Below are 20,479 nucleotides of genomic sequence, written 5' to 3'. Positions count from 1 at the left end.
CCGCGCGCGGCGGGCGGAAACCCCAACGATACGCCTTTACGCGGCCTGGATGGAAACGCGCTGTATCAGGATTGGCCCGGTGCCTTCAGCGCGGCGTGATAGCGCGCCACGTAGGTGTCGAAATCGACGTCGTCGGTTTGTTCCAGCGTTGCTTGCTGGGCATGCGACCGGCGTGCGGTTTCGGCATAGCTGGCGGCGACATCGGCGGGCAGCGCCTGGGCGCGCAGCGTCTGGGCGTGCTGGCGGCTGAGTTGCAGCGAATAGTCGTGGAACGAGATGCCGCCGTCGCGCAGGTCGGCCAGCAGGCGCGCCGAGGGCGTAGCGTCGGGATGGTCGAGCTTGGCGCGCTGGGCTTGCAGCGCGCGCGCATAGGCGTCGCCGCCCAGCGCCTGGTCGTATAGCGCGGCGTACGGGGCGACCTGGTCAAGCAGTTCGTGGCCCCAGGCCGGCACGCTGACGGCCGCGCCATCGCGATCGAGCAGCAGGCCCGGCTTGCGACCTTCTTTGACCACGACCGAGAAGTTGTCGGCGCTGCGCTGGCAATAGCCGTCCTGCATAAAGAACGGGCTGTCGGACGTTGCACAGAACAGCAGGAAGGCGTCCATGAAGCGCGCGGTGTCGGCGGCGATGCCGGCGGGCTGCTGCGGGTCGATGTCCAGGCAGCGCACTTCCACATATTGCACGCCGCGTTCGGCCAGCGCCGTGACCGGGCGTTCGCCGCGGCCGGTGGCGCGCTTGGGGCGGATGCTGGAGTAGTACTCGTTTTCGATCTGCAGCACGTTGGTGTTGAGCTGGATCCATTCGCCGTTGCGATGCGTGCCGATGGCCTGGTAGTCGGGCCAGGGCTGCGTGACGGCACCATACAGCCGGGCCAGGAAGGTTTCCAGGTCGTTGTAGCAGAGCTTGAGCTGCGCTTGTGCGTTGTTGTTCTGGTAGCCCAGGTCGCTCATGCGCAGGCTGGTGGCGTGGGGCAGGTACAGGGTGTCGGCATCGAGGGCCTGCAATGGATGCGGACGATCGCCCATGAAGCTGCGCGACAGTGCCGGCGCGGCGCCGAACAGGTACATCAGCAGCCAGGAATAGCGCGTGAAATTGCGGATCAGGGCGATATAGCCGCGCGAACGCCGGTCTTGGGCGCTGGGGGTGCCGGGGTCCAGGGTTTCCCAGGCCGCATCGGACAGCGAGAAGTTGTAGTGCACGCCGGCGATGCATTGCATGGCCTTGCCGTAACGTTCGGCCAGGCCGCGCCGGTAGACATGCTTGAGCATGCCGGTATTGGACGTGCCGTACCAGGCGATGGGGATGTCGGCTTCGGCGGGCAGCGTCGCCGGCATGGATTGGTTCCAGATGTATTCGCCGTCGAGCACGCTATAGACGAACCGGTGGGTGTTTTCCAGTTCGGCCAGCAAAGGCTCGACCCGGTTGTGGGTGCCGGTGATGAGTTCGAGCAGCGCTTCGGAATAATCGGTGGTGACGTGCTCGTTGGTCAGGGCCGCGCCCAGGCCCGACGGGTGGGCGGTGGATGCCAGCTTGCCGCGGGTGTCGACTCGCAACCCTTCTTTTTCGATGCCGCGCAGGGTCTGGGCGAGCAGGGCGGGATGGGCCTGTAGACGGGCCAGGCGGCTGGCAGCGGTATCGGTCACGGTCATATCGATATTCTAGGATTGAGCGCGGATTTTACGGGGTGTAGGCATTTCCTGCCGAGGGAGCCTGCACTGCCGCCAGGGGCAATTGACCAAACGCAGGCCCGCATGGGATAGGCGACAATAATGCCGTATTCCTGCCAGGTATCGGAGACCGCAACACCATGATTTCAAAGCTGTTTCGCCTGTGGCCCGCGCGCTTGCCCCACTTGCTGGGCGTGGCGTTGCTGTTGGCTGCCTGCACGCCAAGTTACAACTGGCGCGAAATGGAAGTGGCCGATGGCCATGTCCAGGCTGCGTTTCCGGCCAAAGTGCAGACGCAGACCCGCGAAATTGCCCTGGCCGGCCACTCCTTGCGGTTTACCCTGACCATGGCGCAGGTGGACGGGGCCATGTTTGCCGTGGGCCATGCGCCCCTGCCGCCCGAAGTGGCTGGCGATCCGGCTGCGCGCGATGCACTGGGCCATGCCTTGATGCAGTCGCTTTATGCCAACCTGAGCACTCAGCCACCCCAGCCGCTGCCAGCCTATGGCGACGAGATCGAGGTGCGCGGCCAGGCTGGGCAGCAGCCGGGCTGGCTGATGGCAAGGGTGTGGGTGACCGACACGATGCTGATCGACGCGGTGGCCGCGGGTACCGAGCAGACCCTGCCGCGGGAACGCGCGCAAGAATTCGTGCGCGCCGTCAAGCTCAATCGATGAGCGAGGGCAGCAGGCCCTGCCTGAGCGCCAGCGCTACCGCGGCGCGACGGTTGTAGACCCCCAGCTTGCTGCAGGCGTTGCCAATGTGGAAATTGACCGTGCGTTCGCTTACGCCCAGGATGATGGCGGTTTCCCAGCTGGTCTTGCCCAACGCAGACCAGTGCAGACAGTCGCGCTCGCGATTGGAAAGAGGTTTTTCTTGCATTGGGGTGGCAGGGCAGGCGGGGCCGGGAAGGCGCCGATTCTCCATCTGTAACACCAGCCCTACAACCGCCCGCCCGGCGCCAGGCACCAAGTTATCGGACCGGTCCGAGTTACATCCTCGGCTCTACACTCCTCATGGACTGCCAAGACGCAAGCCTAGACGCCACCGGCCTCGACGCCTTAAGAACCTGCTCTCGGCCGCAAGACCCCCTACCTAGCGTTCTGCGCAAACACCCCCCGTAAGGTACGGGTGATCGCCAGCTTCCCGTGGCGCCGCCGCTCCAGCATCCCGACCCGGCGCAGGATGGCCGGCCCCGGTAATGGCTTGACGGCCAATTGCTTGCTGGCGCGCCAATCGGCATTGGCCAGCAGCGGCACCACCGCCACCCCGTAATCCTGGCGCACCAGTTCGGCAATGGCCTCGATGGAGTTCAGTTCCAGAATCGTGTTTGGCGTGGCGCCCTGGCGGGCCAGGGCCTCGGTGATCAGATGGCCGGTCCAGAGCGAACGGTCGAATTGCAGGAAGGGCTCGGTCGCCAGCAGCGAGGCCACCGACTTGCGGCGCAGCCGTGCGGCCGCGATCAGTACCAGGGGCTCTTGGTACAGCGGCGTCCATACCAGCGTGGGCTCGACGCCAGGCGGCGGTTCGGTGACCACGGCGGCATCGAGTTCGCCGCCCGCCACGCGCGCCGCGAAGTCGGCCGACTGCCCCGCCAGCAGGGTGATGTGCAGGGCGGGGTAGTCGCGCTTGATGCGTGCCAGCACCGTGCCGAAAGTACCCATCAACGACGACACCAGCGTGCCGATGCGCAGGCTGCCGCGCAGCGTATCGCCGCTTTGCGCCAGCAACTGTTCGTAGCGGGCTACCAGGTCTTCCAGTTCGGCCAGCACCTGGCGGCCGTGCGGCGTGGGCACCGCCGCTTGCGCGCGGCGTTCGAATAGCTGCGTGTCGAGTTCGCTTTCCAGATTCTTGATCTGCAGGCTGACGGCCGCCTGGGTCAGCCCCACGTGGCGGCCCGCGGCCACGAAGCTGCCCAGTTGGGCGGCCGCCAGGGCGGTACGGAACTGCCGGATGGATGACATGGCGAGCCTCGCGGATAGCTATAAGAAAAACTTGGTCTATCAAAAATAATTAATAGTTTTACTTTTGTCAAAGCGCGCGGCAGTATTAAGAACGTTGCTTTTCCTGGGTGAAACAGGCATGCCGCAGCAAGATTCGCCCCTTGGTGTCCTGCAAGTCAGCGTTTGGCGCGGCGGTGCCGACGGCGGCTTCCAGGCGTTCGAGGTACCGCGCCGCGACCACCAGACCGTGCTGGACGTGGCCACCCATATCCAGCGCCACCTGGACCCCACGCTGTCGTACCGCTACGCCTGTCGCGTGGGCATGTGCGGCTCGTGCGCCATGACGGTCAATGGCGTGGCACGCTGGACCTGCCGCACGCACGTATCGCGCGTGGCAAGCGGCGGCCGCATCGAACTGGCGCCGCTGTCGAACCTGCCTGTCGTCAAGGACCTGGTCACCGACATGGCGCCGTTCTTCGACAAATGGCAGCGTGCCCAGGGCCGCTTCGCGGGGCCGGCCGGCCGCCATGACCCGGTGGCGCGTGTCGATCCGGCATCGCGTGCGCGGCGCACCGCCGACGCCGGCATCGAATGCATAGGTTGCGGGGTCTGTTATGCCTCGTGCGATGTGGTCAGCTGGAAACCCCGGTTCCTGGGTCCGGCGGCGCTCAATCGCGCCTGGACGCTGGTCAACGATGAACGCGATACGGCCGGGGCGCGGCGTCTCGCCGCGGTAGCGGGCGATGCCGGTTGCCACGCCTGCCATACGCAGGGTTCCTGTACGGTGCGATGTCCGAAGGGCATCGCGCCTACCGCCGCCATCGCCGGGCTCAAGCGCGTGACCGCGCGGGCCGCCCTGCGCGGCGAACTGCCCGAGGCCGAGGCCGATGCCGATGATGCCGAGGCCGGCGCCGGCAACCCGGCCAGCCTGTCCGGAGCCGCCCCATGAGCGCGGCGCGCGCCGCGCGGCGCTGGTACTGGCAGCGCGCCAGCGCCGCCGCCATGGCGCTGTTCGTGCTGGCCCACCTGGCCATCATCACGCTGGCGGTGCGAGGCGGCCTCAGTGCGGCCGAGATCCTGGGCCGCACGCGTGGCAGCCTGGCCTGGATGGCGTTCTACGGCATTTTCGTGCTGCTGGTGTCGGTGCACGCGGCCATCGGCTTGCGCAACGTGCTCGACGAATCGGCGCCGCTGCGCAAGGCGGCCGGCCCCGCGGGGCTTGTGGCCGGCGCGCTGCTGCTGGTGCTGGGCTGGCGCGCCGTGGCCGCCGTCACTCTTGGGGGCTGACATGCGCCGCAATGACCTGCGCGCCCGTATGCACGCCAGTTGGCTGGCGTTTGCCGTGCACCGTGTGTCCGGCCTGCTGCTGCTGGCCTTCCTGCCGGTGCACTTCTGGACGCTGGGGCTGGCGTTGCAGGGCGAAGCCGCGCTGGATGGCGCATTGCGCTGGTACGAAGCGCCCATTTTCAAGTTCGGCGAATGGGCCCTGGTGCTGTGCCTGGCGGTGCACCTGGCCGGCGGCTTGCGCCTGTTGTGGATCGAGTTCGCCCCCTGGGGCGGCTTGCGGCGGGGCTGGATCGCCGTCGGCACGGCCGCGTCGCTGGCGGTGTCTTTGCTGTTCGTTGCCAACATGCTGGGTTGAATCATGTCCGAGATCGATTATGCGCAGGTGGAAGATGCCGCGCGCGAACTGTACATACGGGCGCTCAAGCGCCTGCCCGACGATATCAAGCAGGGCTTCGAGCGCCTGCGCAGTACCGAATCGTCCGAGCGCGCACGGTCCATCCTGGACACCATGACCACTAATATCGCGGTCGCCGAAGACCGCGACAACCTGCTGTGCCAGGACACCGGCATTCCCATCTACAACGTGCTGGTGGGCCGCCGCGTGGCGCTGGACGGCTGGCGCCTGAAACAGGCCATCCGTGCCGGCTGTGAACGCGCCACGCGCGAACACCCGTTGCGCTCGAGCGTGGTGCACCCCATCAGCCGCAAGAACGCGCATACGTCCTGCGGGCCGGGGGTACCCGTCATCCATGTCGATTTTTGCGAAGAAGACGAGCGGCTGGAGATCGAGATGATCCCCAAGGGCAGCGGGTCCGAGAACAACTCGTTCTTGCGCATGGCGATTCCGGCCGAAGGGCTGGATGCCGTCAAGATATTCGTCATCGACTGCGTGATGCAGGCCGGCGGCAAGACCTGTCCGCCCACCATCGTGGGCGTGGGGGTGGGTGGTACTTCGGACTTGTGCGTGCACCTGGCCAAGCAGGCCGCCACGCGGCCGCTGGGCTCGCGCTGCGACGACGCGCTGGGCGCGCAGCTGGAAAGCGAGCTGTCGGCGGCCGTGAACCAGCTGGGGGTGGGGCCGCAGGGGCTGGGCGGCGACGCCACGGCCTTTGCGGTGCATGTGGAACTGGCCGCCACGCACATCACCATGAATCCGGTGGCCGTGAATATGCAATGCCACTCGGCGCGCCGCGCGCGGGCCAGCTTCACGCCGCAGGGCGTGCAGTACGGATTCTGAGCGCACCAGGAACTGCAACCATGACTCATCACAACCTGGCCATGCCGGTGACCGAAGCGCAGGCGCGCGCGCTGCGCGTGGGCGATACGGTGACCTTGCAGCACACGCTGTTCGGCATACGCGACGCCAGCTATATCGCCTTGTTCGACCAGGGCCGCGCCACTCGCTTCGACATGAACGGCCATGCGGTCATCCATACCGCGCCCAATGTGCGCAAAGTGGCGGCCACGCCGCAGAGCCCGGCCGGCTATGAATCCGTGTGCATCGGCACCACGACCTCTTCGCGCATGGAACGCTTCACTGCCCAACTGATGCGGCAATGCGGGGTACGCCTCATCGTGGGCAAGGGCGGCATGCACCAGGGCTCGAGCAAGGCCTTTGCGGAACTGGGCGGCGCCTATCTGGGCATCGTGGGCGGTACCGCGGCGCTGGAGACCACCTGGATCGAGTGCATCGAAGATGTCGACCTCGACGACCTGAACCCCGAATCCCTGTGGAAGTTCCGCATTCGCGATTTCGGGCCCTTGCTGGTGGCGATGGACAGCCACGGGGGTTCGCTGTACGACCAGGTGGCCGAGGACGTCGCCGCCCGGCGCCAGGCCGTGCTGGCCAGCCTGGGAGTGACGCGATGAGCGCGGCCGATGTGCCCGTGCGGCAGACCGATGTGCTGATCCTGGGGTCGGGCGGCGCCGGATTGTTCGCGGCCCTGCACGCGCACGACACGGCGCCCGGCCTGGATATCACCGTGGCGGTGAAGGGCTTGCTGGGCAAATGCGGCTGTACTCGCATGGTGCAGGGCGGCTACAACGTGGCGCTGGCCGAAGGCGATTCGCCCGAGCGGCATTTCATGGACACCATCGAGGGCGGCAAATGGCTGCCCGACCAGGAACTGGCCTGGACGCTGGTGAACAAGGCCGTCGAGCGCATCCATGAACTGGAAAACGAGCTGGGCTGCTTCTTCGACCGCAACGCCGATGGCACGCTGCACCAGAAGGCCTTTGCCGGCCAGACCTTCGACCGCACCGTGCACAAGGGCGACCTGACCGGCATCGAGATCATCAACCGGCTGGCCGAGCAAGTCTGGGCGCGCCGCATCCATCGCATGGAAGAGCATCGTGCCGTTGAACTGGTGCCCTCGCGCGACGGCAGGCGCATCGCGGGCGTGCTGATGATAGACATTCGCACGGGCGAATTCGTGCTGGTGCGGGCCAAGGCGGTGTTGCTGGCCACCGGCGGCGGCCCGACGATGTACCGCTTTCACACCCCCTCGGGCGACAAGAGCTGCGATGGCCTGTCGATGGCGTTGCGCGCGGGCCTGGGCTTGCGCGACATGGAAATGGTGCAGTTCCATCCCACCGGCTTGCTGGCGGGGACCGATACCCGGATGACGGGAACCGTGCTGGAAGAAGGCCTGCGCGGCTCGGGCGGATACCTGCTCAACGGCGCGGGCCAGCGCTTCATGCAGGCGGTGGATGCGCGCGCCGAACGGGCCACGCGCGATATCGTGTCGCGCGGCATCTATGCCGAGATGCGTGCGGGGCGTACATCGCCCAATGGCGGCGTGTATATCGAAATGGCCCATCTGGGGCCCGAGCAGGTGCGCCGGCAGTTCAAGGGCATGGTGGAACGCTGCGCCGATTGTGGCTTCGACTTGGCGGGGGGCCGGGTCGAGGTGGTGCCCACGGCCCATTACATGATGGGCGGCGTGCTGTTCCAACCCGATTGCCGCACGGCGCTGACGGGGCTGTACGCCGCTGGTGAAGATACGGGCGGCGTGCATGGCGCGAACCGGCTGGGGGGCAATGGCGTGGCCAATTCGACGGTATTCGGCGGCATCGCGGGCGACGCCATGGCGCAATGGGTGCCGGCCCAGGACTGGGCCGAACCAGACGCCGCGGTGGTGCAGGCGGCCCTGGTGCGTGTGCAGGCGCCGCTGGGGCGGCGCGGGGGCGACCTGCATGCCTTGCGCGAGCAGTTGTCGACGTTGATGTGGGACGATGCGGGCATCGTGCGCGATGCCGCGGGCCTGAACCGGGCGCTGGCCGCGCTGGCCGTGCTGCGCGGCGAGCTCGACCGTACCGGCGTGGCGCAAGCCGCCCGCCCCTACAACATGACCTGGCACGATTGGCTGAACCTGGAAAGCCTGGTGCACGTCAGCGAAGCCATCGTGCGAGCCGCGCTGGCGCGCGAAGACTCGCGCGGCGCTCACTTCCGGGCCGATTTTCCCGACGTGCGCGACCTGGAGCATTCGTGGTTTTCCGTGGTGGCGCAGCACGATGGCGCCATGCAGGTCAGCCGGCAACCTGTGCAGTTCACTCGCGTGCAGCCCGGACAGACCTTGCTGGAGCAGGCGGCCGCGTGATCGAGCCTGGGGCCGGACACGCAAGGTGCCGGATGCCGGGATAGCGAGGGATCGGCGCTCAAGACGCCCAAGGAGACGACAATGGCTATAAAAGCAACGATATGGCGGCTGCTGGCGGCCGCGGGGTGGCTGGTGGCGAGCCTGGCGCTGGCAGGCAATGGCGCGGCGCAGACGTATCCGCAGCGGGCCGTGACGCTGGTGACCCCATTCAGCGTGGGGGGCGATGCCGACCTGGCGGCCCGCAACCTGGCCGCCGTGGCGCAGCGGTACCTGGGGCAGCCCCTGGTGGTGCTCAACCGCGCCGGCGCCAACGGCGCCATCGGCTCGCAATACGTGAAAGACGCCGATCCGGACGGCTACACGCTGTTGATGGCGCGGGTCGGGTCGCAGGCCATCTTGCCGGCCCTGCAAACCAGCCTGTCGTATCAATGGGACGACTTCACTTTTCTGGGCCTGCTGGAACTGAACCCGTATGTATGCGCGGTTCCGAAAAACTCGCCCTACCGGTCGCTGGCCGATCTGGTGGCGGCGATCAAGGCCAGGCCGGGCGTGCTGAACTATGCCACCACCGGTCCGGCCACCGTGCTGAACCTGGGCCCGCAGCTGCTGTTCAGCGTGCTGGGCTTGCCGCCCGCCGCGGCCATGCCCATTACCTACAAGGGGTCGGGCGAGGCCACGCTGGCCACCATGTCGGGGCAGGTGGATTTCGTCTGTACCAATTACGCGCCGATCTCGGGTCCGTTGAACGATGGCCGGCTGCGCGCACTGGTGACGACCACGCCGGCACGCCTGCAGACGCTGCCCGGCGTGCCTACCGCGCGCGAGGCGGGCTTTCCGCAGCTCGAGGCCATTACCGGGTGGAGCGCTTTGTATGGCCCGCCGGGCATGGACCACGCGGCGGTGCGCAAATGGGCCGACGTGCTGCGTGGCGTATCGTCGGATACGGCCTGGAACGACGGCACCCGCAAGCTGGGCAGCGTGCCGGACGTGCGCGCCGCCGGACCGACGCGCGAGTTCGTGCAGGCGCAGGTGCAGGAATACCAGAAACTGGGTCGCACCACCGGCATTTCACTCAAGTAGCGCGCCCTGGATAATCACACCGTTGCAGGACAAGGAGTCTCTTCGATGGCAGTTTCCGCTCGCGGCGCCGATACCCTGGCCCGCTCGATCAAGGCGGCGGGCATCACCCGCCTGTTCACGCTTTCCGGCAACCACATCATGCCCGTCTTCGATGCGGCCCTGTCGGCCGGTATCGAATTGGTGCACGTGCGCCACGAAGCCGGCGCGGTGCACATGGCCGATGCCTGGGCCCGCCTGACGGGCGAGCCGGGCGTGGCGCTGGTGACGGGCGGCCCCGGCCATGCGAACGCGGTGTCCGCGCTGTACACGGCGCAGATGTCCGAATCGCCCGTCGTGCTGCTGTCGGGCCACGCGCCCAATCGCCAGGCAGGCTGGGGCGCTTTCCAGGAAATGGACCAGGCCGCCATGGCGGCCCCGGTAACCAAGGCCTCGTGGGCGGCCGGCTCGGCGGCCGGACTGGCGGCCGACTTTGCCCGGGCCTGCCGGGTGGCGCGCAGCGGCCGGCCGGGGCCCGTGCACCTGAGCCTGCCCACCGACACGCTGGAACAATCCGCCGACGGCCCCTTGCCCGTGGCGCGCGATTACGCGCCGGTGCCCATGCCGCTGGATGCCGGCCAGGCGGCCACGCTGGTGGCGCGCCTGGGGCGTGCCCAGCGGCCGCTGGTGCTGGTGGGGCCGCAGGGGCTGACCGACGCGGGCCGCGCCCGGGTGGCCGCGCTGCAGCAGGCCTGGGGCGTGCCGGTGGTAGCCACGGAAAGCCCGCGCGGGGCCAACGACCCCGCGCTGGGCGCGTTCGCCCCGATGCTGGCGCGTGCCGACTGCGTGCTGCTGTTGGGCAAGCGCCTGGATTTCACACTGCAGTTCGGCCAGGCGTTCGACGCCGCGTGCGTATTCATGCAGATCGACGCCGACGAGCGCGAATGGGCACGCACTCGCCGCGCCTTGGGCGAGCGCCTGCAAGAAACGCTGTTGGCCGACACCCATGCGGCGCTCGACAGCCTGGCGTCATTGTCGCTGCGCGGCTTACCCGAATGGCTGGCGCAGGTCGAGACGGCCCTGGCGTACCGGCCGCCCGCCTGGAACGAGGCGCGCGGCAATGGCAGCGGCAATGGGAATGGCCTGCATCCGGCCGAACTGTGCCGGGCAGTGCAGCAGGTGCTGGATACGCATCCCGATTCAGTCCTGGTGTGCGATGGCGGCGAGTTCGGCCAATGGGCCCAGGCCTGCCTGCGCGCGCCGCATCGCGTCATCAATGGTGCGGCCGGCGCCATCGGCAGCGCCTTGCCCATGGCCCTGGCGGGCCGGCTGGCGCATCGCGGGGCGCCGGTGGTGGCCATGATGGGGGACGGCACCTTCGGTTTCCATTGCGCCGAGATCGATACCGCCGTGCGTTACGGCCTGCCCTTCATCTGCGTGGTGGGCAACGACGCGCGCTGGAACGCCGAATACCAGATACAGCTCAACAGCTACGGTGCCGAACGCCTGGTCGGCTGCGAGCTGCTTCCCACCCGCTATGACCGGGTGGCCGAAGGCTTCGGCGCGCGGGGCGCCTGGGTGAACCAGGCCGACGAACTGGCCCGCGCCTTGCAGGACGCGGTGCACGCCGATGTACCGACGTGCGTGAATGTCGCGCTGGCGGGCCTGCCCGCCCCTGTGGTCAGGCAAGCCTGAGCCCGGACGGATGGAAACCTGGTTGTTGCTGGCGGCGGGCGCCTGCGTGGCGGCCTTTGTGCAGGGCCTGGCCGGCTTCGGCTTCGGCCTGGTGGCAATGGCGTTCTGGTCCTGGACCTTGCCGCCCGCGATGGCGGCGCCGGCCGTGGTGTTCGGATCGCTGATCGGCCAGTTGCTGGCGGTGCGTTCATTGCGGCATGGCTTCGATTGGCGCCGGCTGATGCCGTTTCTGCTGGGCGGGTTGGCCGGCGTGCCGCTGGGCGTGGCCTTGCTGCGCTATGTGGATCCGGCCGCGTTCAGGCTGGGCGTGGGGGTGGTGCTGCTGGTGTATTGCCCCGCCATGCTGCTGGCGGCTGAACTGCCGCGCATTACGCGCGGCGGCCGCGCAGCCGACGCGGCGGTGGGCTGGCTGGGCGGCGCCATGGGCGGCTTTGGCGGTTTGCCCGGGCCGGCGCCCACACTATGGTGCGTGTTGCGAGGCTGGCCTCGCGACCAGCAGCGCGCGGTATTCCAGAGCTTCAACCTGGCCATGCACGGCGTCACCCTGGCCGGCTATGCCGCCGCCGGCCTGCTTACCGCGCAGACCGTGCCGGTGTTCTCCATCGTGGGCGCCGCCGTGCTGGTGCCTGCCCTGGTCGGCGTGCACCTGTACCGCCGTTTCAGCGATGCGACATTCCGCCGCCTGGTGCTGGGGCTGCTGACCTTGTCCGGCGTCGCGCTGGTGATCGCCGGCGTGCGCGGCTTCTGGTGAACAGGCGCTAGGCCTGGCCCGCCATCGGGTTCGCCAATTGGCGCAGTTGCGCCAGCAGGGCATCTGGAATCTCGACGCCTTGCTGGCTGGCCCGCTGCTGCAGGCCGGCGCGCCGCGCGCCGGGCAGGCGCACGTCGCTGTCGACCAGCATGGCCGCAACCAGGGTCTCCACACGTTCCAGGTAGACATCCTGGCCGGCCAGCGCGCCCGGGTCGATGGCCAGGAAGGCTTGTCCGATGCGTGCCTGGTTGCCAGCTTCGGTGAAGAAGGAATCCGCCTCGAAACCGAAGTGCGCGCCGGTCAGTGCGCAAGCCAGCAGTTCGACGACAAGGGCCAGCATGGCGCCTTTGGCGCCGCCCATGGGCAGCATGCTGCCGGCCAGCCCGGCCTGGGGGTCGGTAGTGGGATTGCCGTCGGCATCCAGGGCCCATCCCAGCGGAATCTCGCGCCCTTCGCGCGCGGCCACCATCAGTTTGCCGCGTGCCACTTCGGATAGCGACAGGTCGATGACCAGCGGGTCGGCATCGCGGCGCGGAAAGGCGGCCGCGATGGGGTTGGTGCCGAACAGTGCGCGCTTGCCGCCCCAGGCCGGCATGGCGGCCGGCGAATTGCCCAGTGCCAGGCCGACCAGGCCTTGACGCGCCAGGGCGTCCAGGTGATAGGCCGCCACGCCGAAATGATGGCTGTTGGTGACGCCCGCGAACGCTACCCCATGCGCCCGCGCGCGGGCGGCCGCTTCTTGCACGGCCAGGGCACAGGCCGGGAAGGCCAGGCCCGCGCCGGCGTCGACTAGCACCGCGCCGCCGCGCTGCTGCGCGATACGCGGCACGGCGCCGCCCACCGCGCGGCCATTCTGTACGTGGGCCGCATAAGAGGGCACGCGGGATACCCCGTGCGAGGGCAGGCCCTGCGCATCGGCATAGACCAGCGCGCGTGCCGTGCTGTCGGCCATGTCGGGGTTGGCGCCGGCGCCGCGCAGCGCGGCAGCGGCTAGTTGATGCAAAGACTTCAGGTCTACGGTTGCCATGGAAGACTCAAGTAAAGAAGACAGGTTCAGCGTGCTTGCAGTGCCTGGGCCACGCGCTGCGCGACCATGCCGGAGACGCGCGTGTTGGCTTCCTGGGTCAGGCCGGCGATGTGCGGCGTCAGCACCAGGTTGGGCGCATCGGCCAGCGGGCTGCCGGCCGGTAGCGGTTCATCCTGGAAGACATCGATGGCGGCGCCGCGCAAATGGCCGCTGCGCAGTGCCTGCGCCAGCGCGGCTTCGTCGACGATGCCGCCGCGCGCCGTGTTGATCAGCACGGCGCCGCGCTTCATGGACGCCAGCCGGCCCGCGTCCAGCAGGTTGCGCGTGGCATCGGTCAAGGGGATATGCAGGGTCAGCACGTCGGCGCGCGCCAGCAGGGCGTCCAGCGGCAGGGCTTGCACGCCTGTTGCGCGCCAGGCGGGATCTTCGTCGCGCAGCAGCGGATCGTGGGCGGCGACCTGCATGCCCAGCCCCTGCGCCAGGCTGGCAGCCAGCCGGCCGATGCCGCCGAAGCCGACGATGCCCAGCGTGCGCTCCTGGGCTTCGAGCCCGTTGGAAAGTTCGGTGCGCGGCCACGCGCCGGCCGCAACCTGTGCACTGCTTTGATAGGCGCCGCGCAACAGCATCAGGGCCGTGGCCATGACGTATTCGGCCACGGCGCGGGCATTGGCGCCGGTGGCAGGCAGCACCGCGATGCCGCCCGCCTGGCAGGCGGGCACGTCGATGTTGTCCAGGCCCACGCCCAGGCGGCCCACGGCCTTGAGCCCGGGGCCGGCCGCCAGCAGCGCGGCGTCGACCCGGGTGCGGTTGCGCACGATCAGTGCGTCGGCATCGGCCAGGGCGGCCAGCAGCGCGTCGCGCCGGTCGACCAGGTCGGGTTCGTAGCGCACGTCGAAATCCGCGCGCAGCGCGGCAACGGCCGCTTCATCCATGAATTCGGAAATGACGATGTGCATCTGGCTTCTTCAGTGGCGTTGGGCGGGCCGGCCTGCGCCAGCCCGCAAGGAAAGTGGCCGGCTAGCCGACCTGGATCTTGGCTTCCTGGATGATTTTGCCCCAACGATCGACTTCGCTGTCCAGGTATTGCTTGAAAGCGACCGGGCCGCGCGGTCGCGGGATGAAGCCCAGGCGATGCAGGGCTTGTTGCATGGCGGGTTGCGACACCTGCTTTTCGATGGCGCCGCCGATGCGCAGCACCAGGTCGTCGGGCATGCCGGCCGGGCCCAGCACGCCGGTGAAGTTCTCGACGATCAGGTCCGGCAGGCCGGCTTCGGCCACCGTGGGCACATCGGGCAGGTCGGGGCTGCGTTCCTGGGTGCTGACCGCCAGCGCGCGCAGCGTGCCGCTCTTGACGTGCGGCAGCGACTCGGGATAGTTGGAAAAAATCACATCCAGCTGCCCGCCGATCAGGTCGGTAAGCGAAGGGGCGCCGCCTTTGTAGGGCACATGCAGCAGCGAGGTGCCGGTCAGTTTCTGGTACAGCGCCAGGGTCAGGTGGGGCGGCGTGCCGTTGCCGCTGGAACCGGCCGACAGCGACTTGGCCTTGGCCGCGGCGGTCAGTTCCGCCAGGCTGCGGATGGGGCTCTTGGCATTGACCACCACCATCATGGCCGACGAGGCCAGGCCGGCCAGCGGCACCAGGTCTTTCTTCAGGTCGTAGCCCGCCTTGCCGGCGAACAGCGTGGCATTGGCCGCGTGCGTCATCGTGATGGCCAGCCAGCTATAGCCGTCGGCATCGGCGCGGGCCACCAGCGAGGCACCGATGTTGGCGCTGCCGCCGGGCTTGTTCTCGACCACCACATTCCATCCTTCGCCCGTGGCCAGCGCCTGGCCGACCTGGCGAGCCGCCACGTCGGTCAGGCCGCCTGGCGGGAACGGCACGATATAGCTGATGGGCCGCTGCGGCCACCCTTGCGGGGCGGCAAGGCCGCGCGACCAGGGGGCCAGGGCGATGGCGCCGGCACCGAGCAGGCCCAGCGCCTTGCGCCGCTGGGTATCGGGACAGGCGTGACGGTCGTTGCGCATTACAAGTTCTCCTTTGGTCTCGTGTCGCCGCCGATCGCGCGGCTGGTCAGTGCTGCATTCCCCATTTGCGTATGGTGTGGATCTCTATCGTGCGGAAGATGACGTTCTCGACCAGCAGGCCGATCAGGATCACCGTGAACAGCCCGGCGAATACATTGGGAATCTCCAGCAGGTTCTTGTTCTCGTAGATGAACCAGCCCAGCCCGCCCGAACCCGAGCTGACCCCGAATACCAGTTCGGCGGCGATCAGGGTGCGCCAGGCGAAGGCCCAGCCGATCTTCAGGCCGGTCAGGATGCTGGGAAACGCCGCGGGAATCAGGATGCGCCGCACATAGCCCAAGCCCGACAGGCCGTAGTTGCGTCCCACCATGCGCAGCGTCATGGATACCGACAGGAAGCCGGAATGCGTGTTCAGTGCCACTGCCCACAGCACCGAGTGGATCAGCACGAATACCACGCTGCCTTCGCCCAGGCCGAACCAGATCAGTGCCAGCGGCAGCAGCGCGATGGCGGGCAAGGGGTTGAACATCGAGGTCAGCGTCTCCAGCAAGTCGGTGCCCAGGCGGGTGGTAATGGCCAGCACGGTCAGCAGCGCGGCCAGCGCGATGCCCGCGGCATAGCCCACCAGCAGCACGCGGATCGAGGTCCAGGCCTTGAGCAGCAGCGCGCCGTGCACGAACCCGTCGTACAGCGCGCCCAGGGTGGCGCCGAAGGTGGGAAACAGCAGGGGGTTGTTGATGCTGCGGGCATAGGTCTCCCAGATCAGTGCCAGCACGGCCAGCAGGAACAGCTTGCGCAGCGCGCCGATGTTGTAGAGCCGCTCCCAGGTCGACAAGGGTTTCTGAACTACGCCGAAGGCTTCGTCGGCAACCGGTTCCAGGTAGCGCTCGGCACGGCCGGCGGCGGGGCGGGCGTCCAGATCAGCCATGGTGCTGTCCCTCTTCTTCGACGCGGTCCGAGAACAGCATCGCGTTGATCTTGTCTTCCAGTTCCTGGTGCCGGCCGGCATCGCTCTCGCCGCGCGGCACGCTGTTGATCTCGGCCTTGACCTGGCCCGGATGGGGCGAAAGCAGCAGGATGCGGTTGCCGATCTTGATCGCCTCGGGAATCGAATGGGTCACGAACAGCACCGTGAAGCGGGTGTCGTCCCAGAGCTGCAGCAGCTCGTCCTGCATCTTGCGGCGGGTCAGCGCGTCGAGCGCCGCGAACGGTTCGTCCATCAGCAGGATGTCGGGTTCCATAGCCATGCCGCGTGCGATGGCCACGCGTTGTTTCATGCCGCCGGACAGCATGTGCGGATAGTTGTCGGCGAACTTGGTCAGGTTCACTTTATGGATGTAGTGCATGGCGCGCTCGTCGGCTTCGCGCGCATTCAGGCGGCCGCTGGCCAACAGGGCAAAGGCCACGTTCTGGCGCACGGTCTTCCAGGGCAGCAACTGGTCGAATTCCTGGAACACCATCATGCGGTCCGGCCCGGGCCGCGTGACCACTTCCGATTTCAGCCGGATCTCGCCTTCCACCGGCGGCAGATAACCGCCCACGGCTTTCAGCAACGTCGACTTGCCGCAGCCCGAGGGGCCCAGCAAGATGAAGCGATCGCCCTGCAGCACCTGGAAGTCCACGCGGTAGGTGGCGGTGATCAGGTATTCAGGGGTCTTGTACTGCAGGGTCACGCCGCGTACGTCCAGCAGCGGCGCGGCAGTTCTTGCATCGGTCATGCCTGCCCTCCTGTTTGCCGCCCCGGCCACGGGCCGGGGCTGGGTTCGATGCGGCGCTCAGCTACCCTCGAGTTGCTGGGCGTTGGGAAAGAACAGGTCTTTCCAGGAGTCGGGCATGGTTTTGATCGACCCCACCTTATGCATGAAATCCACGTACTTCATGATGTTCTTCGGCGTCAGCGTGTACGAGATATCGGGGTTGTTCAGGATCTCGACCACGTCTTCCAGCTTGGTGCGCTTGTCATTGGCCAGGCGCAAATAAGCCTGGGCCGCCCAGGTCTTGTCGTTGTTGATCTTGTCGGTGGCTTCCTGCAGCGCCGCCACGAAAGCCGCATAGACCTTGGGGTTCTCTTTGTGGAATTTCTCGGTGGTCCATACCAGGTTGAAGGTGGCGGGGCCGCCCAGCACCTCATAAGAGCTGAGAATGCGATGGATGCCGGGTTGTTTCAGTTCGAAGTCCTGGAAGGGCGGCGAGGTGAAATGCGCCGTGATCTCGCTCGACCCGGACAGCAGCGCCGTCATGCCGTCGGGGTGCGACAGCGATACCGTCAGCTTGTCCAGCCGGTTCTGCTGGCCTTTGCCGAACGCCTGCTCGGCCGCCATCTGCAGGGTCACGGCCTGGATCGACACCCGCACGGCGGGCAGGGCAATCCGGTCTTTCTCGGTCAGGTCCTTGATGGACTTGACCTGGGGGTTGCGCGAGTTCAGGTAAAGCGGCATGGCATTGATGGCCGATACCGCCTTCACGTTCAAGTTGCCGCGCGTGCGCGCCCACATGGTCACCAGCGGGCCCACTCCGCCCGAGGCGAAATGCAGGCTGCCCGACAGCACGGCTTCGTTCATGACGTTGCCCCCGGCAAAGCGCGACCATTTCACCTCCAGGTCGTCGATGCCGGCCTGCTTGGCGTGCTTTTCAATCAGCTTTTCATCCTGCATGACCATCAGCGACAAATAGCTGATGCCCGGCTGCACGGCGACGGTCAGCTCCGATACCTCGGCGCGGGCCGTCGTGCCCAGCAACATGCCGGCCGACAGGCAGGCGGCCGATGCAATACGCGTAAATCGCTTCATGTCTTCCTCCTTGGGGATTGCGCCTGGATAGGCGTACGGCGGCGTACGGGCCCGGCATTCTGTGCGCCGGTGCGGCGTACGCCGCATATTGTTTTCAAGGCCCGGCGGTCAAGCGGGCCGGATCCATGCGGACTGCGTACATCTTCGGTAAACCTCGTTGGCTTCGGTCAGGCGCTTTCGTACAGGCGCGTCAGCACGAATTCGCGGTGCCCCAGCGCTTCGGCGGCGGTCCAGCGGCCGTTGGCGGTGGCCAGCATGCATTCCAGCAACTTGTCGCCGGCCTGGTCCAGGTCGATTTCACGCTGCAGCAATGCCGAGGTGTCGACATCCACGTGTTCGCCCATGGTGCGCACCGTGCGCGGGTTGGCGCAGATCTTGATGACGGGCAGGATGGGGTTGCCGATGACATTGCCCTGGCCGGTGGGAAAGAAGTGCACAGCGTAGCCCGAAGCCGCGCACAGTGTCACCATCTCGGCAGCGGCCGACGACGAATCCATGAACCACAGGCCCTTGCCGGTGGGAATCTCGGCCTTGTCCAGCACCCCGTCCACGCGGCACTTCTTGCCGATTTTCTGGATGTTGCCCAGTGCCTTTTCTTCAATGGTGGTCAGGCCGCCGGCGATGTTGCCCTTGGTGGGCTGCGATTCGGACAGGTCGCTGGTTTTCCAGCGGTCTATCACTTCCTGGTAGCGGTTGAACATGAACATGAACCGTTCGCGCACCGCGTCATTGGCGCAGCGTTCGGCCACGATGTGCTCGCCGCCCGTCAGTTCGGTGGTCTCGCCGAACACCAGGGTGCTGCCCAGTGCGTACAGCTTGTCGAAGGCGTTGCCCACGGTGGGGTTGGCGCCACAGCCCGAAGTGGTGTCCGACTCGCCGCACTTGGTCGATACCCACAGGTCGGCGATGGGGCATTCGGTGCGTTGCAGGGCGGTGGCGTAGTGCACGAATTCTTTGGCCTGGCGCGAGGCCCGCATGATGGTGTCGAGGTCGCCGTGCAGTTCGATGCTGAAGCCGGCCACGGGCTTGCCGGTCGCGGCGATGCTGTCGACGACGCGCTTGGTCCAGCCTTCTTCGATGCCGATGACGATGACGGCGGCCACGTTGGGATTGCAGCCCGTGCCGATCAGGGTGCGGAAGTGCAGTTCCAGGTCTTCGCCGAACTGCAGGCGCCCGTACGGGTGGGGCAGGGCCAGGGTGCCCTTGATGTTGTTGGCGACGGCTTCGGCGGCGGCATTCGAGATATCGTCCACCGGCAGGACGATGACGTGATTGCGCACGCCGACACGTCCGTTATCGCGGCGGTATCCCTGGAAAGTGGTCGAAGCATTGACGATGGCCATGGCGTTTCCTATATGTGTAGTCGGTAATGAAGACCGCCGCCGCTTACCAGCGCTTGGTCTTGATGTTATGGACGTGGGCGTGCTGGCCCGCCTTGATGGGTTCGACCACCTTGCCGATGTCGGTGCCGTACTTGAACACCGTGTCGCCGACCGCCATGTCTTTCAGGGCCACCTTGTGGCCAATGGGAATGTCCTGCAGCGCCTTCAGATGGATGATCTTGTCTTCATCCATGATCCAGGCATTCAGTTCGGTGCCCGCCTTCAGGCCTTCCACGACGGCGACCGCCACCGTGTCTTTCGCATCGTGCAATACGGCGTGAATCATTGTTGTCCTCTCTGGTGTGATGGCCGCCCAGGTTGCTCGGTCCGGGGCCGGTTCGTCGCATCTTAGGCGCGTGGCACATTGACGTCAACTAAATCATATATATGAGTTGTATGATTTGGATTGCGACGTGATGCGCCGCTACAATTCGGCCTCTTCAATCCGGTTCCGCCATGAAAAACACCTCGACGACGACTGTTCCCCTTGGCAGTCCCCTGTACACCCAGGTCAAGCAGGCGGTGCTTGCGGCGCTGGCGCGGGGGGAATGGAAGCAGGGCGACGCCGTGCCCCCCGAGAAAACCCTGGCCGAGCGTTTCGGCGTATCCATCGGCACCCTGCGCAAGGCCATCGACGAACTGGCCGCCGAGAACATCCTGGTGCGCCACCAGGGGCGCGGCACGTATGTGGCCGTGCACACGCGCAACCACCATTTCTTCAAGTTCTTCCGCATCCTGCGCCAGGACGGCCACAAGTCGTATCCCTCTACGCAACTACTGCGCTTTCGCCGCGTGCGCGCCACCGCCGTCACGCGCGAACACCTGGGGCTGCCGGCGGGCGCCTACGTATACGAGTTCTCGAACGTGCTGTCGCTGAACGGCGACGTGGTGATGGCCGACGACATCTGCCTGCCCGAGTCCCGCTTTCCCGGCATGGCCGAACACCACCTGCGCGAGCGGCCCAGCACCCTGTATGCGCTGTACCAGGACGTCTTCGGCGTGAACGTCATCGCCACCGACGAACGCCTGCGCGTCTGCCTGGCCGACACCGCGCATGCCGACTGGCTGGGCGTGGCCGAACACACCCCCCTGCTGGAAATCCGCCGTGTCGCCTACTCGTACAACCGCCAGCCCGTGGAATGGCGCATTTCCCGAGTGAACACCGCCGCCTACGAATATCTGGGCCAGGAACCCGGTGGCGCCCTGGCCGTGTAAGCGCCGCCGCAACGGTGCCATTCCTGGCTGTTTCCAGGTGTCA

22 protein-coding genes are annotated in these 20,479 nt (G+C 67.1%); 11 read left to right on the top strand and 11 right to left on the bottom strand.

The features are described from left to right. Positions 1-65: 65 nt before the first annotated feature. Positions 66-1,643, bottom strand: coding sequence for a glutamate--cysteine ligase (gene gshA, locus KW845_RS16425; protein ID WP_218371398.1), 1,578 nt, complete (start codon positions 1,641-1,643; stop codon positions 66-68). A 164-nt stretch (positions 1,644-1,807) separates the two neighbouring features. Between gshA and KW845_RS16420 the strand changes: the two genes are divergently transcribed. Beyond that, the gene (locus tag KW845_RS16420) at positions 1,808-2,344 is read left to right on the top strand and encodes a hypothetical protein (protein ID WP_218370405.1); all 537 of its coding nucleotides are present in this window, start codon (positions 1,808-1,810) and stop codon (positions 2,342-2,344) included. Here the strand turns inward: KW845_RS16420 and KW845_RS16415 are convergent. Both KW845_RS16415 and KW845_RS16410 read right to left on the bottom strand, forming a co-directional pair. Further along, a complete protein-coding gene (locus KW845_RS16415; protein WP_218370402.1) occupies positions 2,334-2,549 on the bottom strand; it encodes a helix-turn-helix domain-containing protein in 216 nt (71 codons plus the stop codon). The genes KW845_RS16420 and KW845_RS16415 overlap by 11 nt on opposite strands. A gap of 209 nt (positions 2,550-2,758) precedes the next feature. Continuing rightward, a complete protein-coding gene (locus KW845_RS16410; RefSeq protein WP_218370401.1) occupies positions 2,759-3,631 on the bottom strand; it encodes a LysR family transcriptional regulator in 873 nt (290 codons plus the stop codon). 118 nt (positions 3,632-3,749) lie between these two features. Here KW845_RS16410 and KW845_RS16405 point away from each other — a divergent pair, with 118 nt between their 5' ends. The 9 genes from KW845_RS16405 (at position 3,750) to KW845_RS16365 (ending at position 11,998) form a co-directional block, all read left to right on the top strand. Then, on the top strand, positions 3,750-4,559 hold the full coding sequence (locus KW845_RS16405; RefSeq protein ID WP_218370400.1) for a succinate dehydrogenase/fumarate reductase iron-sulfur subunit: 810 nt from the start codon (positions 3,750-3,752) through the stop codon (positions 4,557-4,559). Beyond that, positions 4,556-4,897 (top strand): succinate dehydrogenase, encoded by a 342-nt coding sequence (locus tag KW845_RS16400; protein WP_218370399.1) that lies wholly within the window; start codon positions 4,556-4,558, stop codon positions 4,895-4,897. Before KW845_RS16405 ends, KW845_RS16400 begins: the two co-directional genes overlap by 4 nt. Position 4,898: 1 nt before the next feature. After that, entirely contained in the window at positions 4,899-5,252 is a 354-nt protein-coding gene (locus tag KW845_RS16395; RefSeq protein WP_218370398.1) for a succinate dehydrogenase, read from the top strand. Positions 5,253-5,255: 3 nt separating this feature from the next. Continuing rightward, a complete protein-coding gene (locus KW845_RS16390) occupies positions 5,256-6,134 on the top strand; it encodes a fumarate hydratase (RefSeq protein WP_218370397.1) in 879 nt (292 codons plus the stop codon). 20 nt (positions 6,135-6,154) lie between these two features. Beyond that, complete coding sequence (locus KW845_RS16385) at positions 6,155-6,766, top strand: fumarate hydratase C-terminal domain-containing protein (RefSeq protein ID WP_218370396.1); 612 nt, start codon at positions 6,155-6,157, stop codon at positions 6,764-6,766. Continuing rightward, on the top strand, positions 6,763-8,496 hold the full coding sequence (locus KW845_RS16380; protein WP_218370395.1) for an L-aspartate oxidase: 1,734 nt from the start codon (positions 6,763-6,765) through the stop codon (positions 8,494-8,496). Before KW845_RS16385 ends, KW845_RS16380 begins: the two co-directional genes overlap by 4 nt. Positions 8,497-8,577: 81 nt before the next feature. Continuing rightward, on the top strand, positions 8,578-9,576 hold the full coding sequence (locus KW845_RS16375) for a tripartite tricarboxylate transporter substrate binding protein (RefSeq protein ID WP_218370393.1): 999 nt from the start codon (positions 8,578-8,580) through the stop codon (positions 9,574-9,576). A gap of 45 nt (positions 9,577-9,621) precedes the next feature. After that, on the top strand, positions 9,622-11,247 hold the full coding sequence (locus KW845_RS16370; protein ID WP_218370392.1) for a thiamine pyrophosphate-binding protein: 1,626 nt from the start codon (positions 9,622-9,624) through the stop codon (positions 11,245-11,247). A 10-nt stretch (positions 11,248-11,257) separates the two neighbouring features. Next, the gene (locus KW845_RS16365; RefSeq protein ID WP_218370391.1) at positions 11,258-11,998 is read left to right on the top strand and encodes a sulfite exporter TauE/SafE family protein; all 741 of its coding nucleotides are present in this window, start codon (positions 11,258-11,260) and stop codon (positions 11,996-11,998) included. Positions 11,999-12,005: 7 nt separating this feature from the next. On the opposite strand, the gene KW845_RS16360 is transcribed toward KW845_RS16365, so the two are convergent. The 8 genes from KW845_RS16360 to KW845_RS16325 all read right to left on the bottom strand — a co-directional run bounded on the left by KW845_RS16360 (position 12,006) and on the right by KW845_RS16325 (position 19,507). Further along, positions 12,006-13,025 (bottom strand): Ldh family oxidoreductase, encoded by a 1,020-nt coding sequence (locus KW845_RS16360; RefSeq protein ID WP_218370390.1) that lies wholly within the window; start codon positions 13,023-13,025, stop codon positions 12,006-12,008. A gap of 26 nt (positions 13,026-13,051) precedes the next feature. Beyond that, entirely contained in the window at positions 13,052-13,981 is a 930-nt protein-coding gene (locus KW845_RS16355) for a hydroxyacid dehydrogenase (protein ID WP_218370389.1), read from the bottom strand. A gap of 61 nt (positions 13,982-14,042) precedes the next feature. After that, positions 14,043-15,050, bottom strand: a complete 1,008-nt coding sequence (locus KW845_RS16350) for a tripartite tricarboxylate transporter substrate binding protein (protein ID WP_218370388.1) — start codon at positions 15,048-15,050, stop codon at positions 14,043-14,045. 46 nt (positions 15,051-15,096) lie between these two features. Then, the gene (locus tag KW845_RS16345) at positions 15,097-15,978 is read right to left on the bottom strand and encodes an ABC transporter permease (RefSeq protein WP_218370387.1); all 882 of its coding nucleotides are present in this window, start codon (positions 15,976-15,978) and stop codon (positions 15,097-15,099) included. Continuing rightward, positions 15,971-16,768, bottom strand: coding sequence for an ABC transporter ATP-binding protein (locus KW845_RS16340; protein ID WP_218370386.1), 798 nt, complete (start codon positions 16,766-16,768; stop codon positions 15,971-15,973). The genes KW845_RS16345 and KW845_RS16340 overlap by 8 nt, the downstream gene beginning before the upstream one ends. A 57-nt stretch (positions 16,769-16,825) precedes the next feature. Then, on the bottom strand, positions 16,826-17,839 hold the full coding sequence (locus tag KW845_RS16335; RefSeq protein ID WP_218370384.1) for an ABC transporter substrate-binding protein: 1,014 nt from the start codon (positions 17,837-17,839) through the stop codon (positions 16,826-16,828). Positions 17,840-18,006: 167 nt separating this feature from the next. Beyond that, complete coding sequence (locus tag KW845_RS16330) at positions 18,007-19,182, bottom strand: UxaA family hydrolase (protein ID WP_218370382.1); 1,176 nt, start codon at positions 19,180-19,182, stop codon at positions 18,007-18,009. A gap of 43 nt (positions 19,183-19,225) precedes the next feature. Further along, the gene (locus KW845_RS16325; RefSeq protein ID WP_012247438.1) at positions 19,226-19,507 is read right to left on the bottom strand and encodes a UxaA family hydrolase; all 282 of its coding nucleotides are present in this window, start codon (positions 19,505-19,507) and stop codon (positions 19,226-19,228) included. 170 nt (positions 19,508-19,677) lie between these two features. On the opposite strand from KW845_RS16325, the gene KW845_RS16320 reads away from it, so the two are divergent. Beyond that, a complete protein-coding gene (locus KW845_RS16320) occupies positions 19,678-20,436 on the top strand; it encodes a GntR family transcriptional regulator (protein ID WP_218370380.1) in 759 nt (252 codons plus the stop codon). The last annotated feature ends 43 nt before the right edge of the window (positions 20,437-20,479 follow it).

The organism is Bordetella sp. BOR01 (genome assembly GCF_019218885.1).
Taxonomy (GTDB): domain Bacteria; phylum Pseudomonadota; class Gammaproteobacteria; order Burkholderiales; family Burkholderiaceae_B; genus Bordetella_A.
Note: the sequence above shows the minus strand (reverse complement) of the source record. Positions and strands in the feature narration are given on the sequence as shown.

Coding starts and splice junctions, on each gene's coding strand:
- KW845_RS16420 (WP_218370405.1), top strand. CDS start 1,808: ATGATTTCAAAGCTGTTTCGCCTGTGGCCCGCGCGCTTGCCCCACTTG.
- KW845_RS16415 (WP_218370402.1), bottom strand. CDS start 2,549: ATGCAAGAAAAACCTCTTTCCAATCGCGAGCGCGACTGTCTGCACTGG.
- KW845_RS16410 (WP_218370401.1), bottom strand. CDS start 3,631: ATGTCATCCATCCGGCAGTTCCGTACCGCCCTGGCGGCCGCCCAACTG.
- KW845_RS16405 (WP_218370400.1), top strand. CDS start 3,750: ATGCCGCAGCAAGATTCGCCCCTTGGTGTCCTGCAAGTCAGCGTTTGG.
- KW845_RS16400 (WP_218370399.1), top strand. CDS start 4,556: ATGAGCGCGGCGCGCGCCGCGCGGCGCTGGTACTGGCAGCGCGCCAGC.
- KW845_RS16395 (WP_218370398.1), top strand. CDS start 4,899: ATGCGCCGCAATGACCTGCGCGCCCGTATGCACGCCAGTTGGCTGGCG.
- KW845_RS16390 (WP_218370397.1), top strand. CDS start 5,256: ATGTCCGAGATCGATTATGCGCAGGTGGAAGATGCCGCGCGCGAACTG.
- KW845_RS16385 (WP_218370396.1), top strand. CDS start 6,155: ATGACTCATCACAACCTGGCCATGCCGGTGACCGAAGCGCAGGCGCGC.
- KW845_RS16380 (WP_218370395.1), top strand. CDS start 6,763: ATGAGCGCGGCCGATGTGCCCGTGCGGCAGACCGATGTGCTGATCCTG.
- KW845_RS16375 (WP_218370393.1), top strand. CDS start 8,578: ATGGCTATAAAAGCAACGATATGGCGGCTGCTGGCGGCCGCGGGGTGG.
- KW845_RS16370 (WP_218370392.1), top strand. CDS start 9,622: ATGGCAGTTTCCGCTCGCGGCGCCGATACCCTGGCCCGCTCGATCAAG.
- KW845_RS16365 (WP_218370391.1), top strand. CDS start 11,258: ATGGAAACCTGGTTGTTGCTGGCGGCGGGCGCCTGCGTGGCGGCCTTT.
- KW845_RS16360 (WP_218370390.1), bottom strand. CDS start 13,025: ATGGCAACCGTAGACCTGAAGTCTTTGCATCAACTAGCCGCTGCCGCG.
- KW845_RS16355 (WP_218370389.1), bottom strand. CDS start 13,981: ATGCACATCGTCATTTCCGAATTCATGGATGAAGCGGCCGTTGCCGCG.
- KW845_RS16350 (WP_218370388.1), bottom strand. CDS start 15,050: ATGCGCAACGACCGTCACGCCTGTCCCGATACCCAGCGGCGCAAGGCG.
- KW845_RS16345 (WP_218370387.1), bottom strand. CDS start 15,978: ATGGCTGATCTGGACGCCCGCCCCGCCGCCGGCCGTGCCGAGCGCTAC.
- KW845_RS16340 (WP_218370386.1), bottom strand. CDS start 16,768: ATGACCGATGCAAGAACTGCCGCGCCGCTGCTGGACGTACGCGGCGTG.
- KW845_RS16335 (WP_218370384.1), bottom strand. CDS start 17,839: ATGAAGCGATTTACGCGTATTGCATCGGCCGCCTGCCTGTCGGCCGGC.
- KW845_RS16330 (WP_218370382.1), bottom strand. CDS start 19,182: ATGGCCATCGTCAATGCTTCGACCACTTTCCAGGGATACCGCCGCGAT.
- KW845_RS16325 (WP_012247438.1), bottom strand. CDS start 19,507: ATGATTCACGCCGTATTGCACGATGCGAAAGACACGGTGGCGGTCGCC.
- KW845_RS16320 (WP_218370380.1), top strand. CDS start 19,678: ATGAAAAACACCTCGACGACGACTGTTCCCCTTGGCAGTCCCCTGTAC.